Raw genomic sequence first — 1,019 nt, forward strand, 5'->3', positions numbered from 1 at the left:
TTAAGCAGTACTCCTCCCCGCAGTGAAAGTGGAATTATCGCTCTGCTCGGTAACAGTTTTATTACCCAATTTCAGACTATCGCTAACAGCAACGAACGAGAAATAGCTGAGTTAGTGATTACTCAGTATGTTGTTCGACCAATTATCAAAAATATTTTATTCACCGTTGAAGAAAAAGTCAGTAATGTCGGGAGATCCATCGGATTAGCTGATCTACAGGTTTACCCAACCTTCGATGCCGTTTATGATTTGGGACAAACTTCCTCAGTTGAATTGAGTTACGACTACGTGTTTAATGAGGTACAAGTTAGATATAAATTGCAATTTTGATTAGCTATAATTTAGAATTTAAAATTTAGAATTTAGAGTGCGTAGGGTGTGTTAGGGGCGGACTTGCCCTCATTTTCCGCCTCGTAACCAGTGTTGCAATAGTCCGCCCCGTAACGCACCACCGGGTCAAACAGTTGAAATAGTCTATTATCCCTATTCCCTATTCCCTGTTCCCTGTTCCCTGTTCCCTGTTCCCTTTCTTATACTATTTTTTCAAAATACTACAAATAAGTTCCCCTGGACCGTTCTGTTGAAATGGCACAACAGTTCTGTCTTTCTTAACTCTAATGCGATTGCGACAATTATATATTTCTATAGGAGTAGCAACGCCATTAACACTAACTGATGCTCGATATTCCCATGGATACTTAGCACTCCGCTTGATGCTAAGGATGCAAATCCGGTTGTTATTTTTAGTGCGGCAGTAGGAGAAAGCAACAGCGGGAGGAGCAAAGGCAAAGGATAATGTTAGCAACAGCAATAACGTAGTTAGGTATTTTTTCATTTTTGAAAGTTGTTATTGGAGAGAATCGGGAATCGGGAATCGGGAATCGGGAATCGGGAATCGGCTGACGGGGCGACATGAAAGCTACAAGGCAGACAGAACTTGCAATCTAGCCCTGAGACCCTTTAGATAATTAGGCAACTTATGGCGGTTAATTTGCATTAACTCCTGCACACATTCAGAG

2 protein-coding genes are annotated in these 1,019 nt (G+C 41.3%); one reads left to right on the forward strand and one right to left on the reverse strand.

Annotated features, from left to right (window positions below; genetic code table 11):
* Positions 1–330, forward strand: a 330-nt coding sequence (locus F6K51_RS38180; RefSeq protein WP_293031599.1) for a hypothetical protein, incomplete at its 5' end; no start/stop codon positions are given.
* 413 nt (positions 331–743) lie between these two features.
* On the opposite strand, the gene F6K51_RS38190 is transcribed toward F6K51_RS38180, so the two are convergent.
* Positions 744–914 carry a hypothetical protein gene (locus tag F6K51_RS38190; protein ID WP_293031605.1) on the reverse strand — a complete coding sequence of 57 codons (171 nt, stop codon included), beginning with the start codon at positions 912–914 and terminating at the stop codon, positions 744–746.
* Between the last annotated feature and the right edge of the window lie 105 nt (positions 915–1,019).

It is taken from the genome of Moorena sp. SIO3I8 (assembly GCF_010692325.1).
Lineage (GTDB): Bacteria > Cyanobacteriota > Cyanobacteriia > Cyanobacteriales > Coleofasciculaceae > Moorena.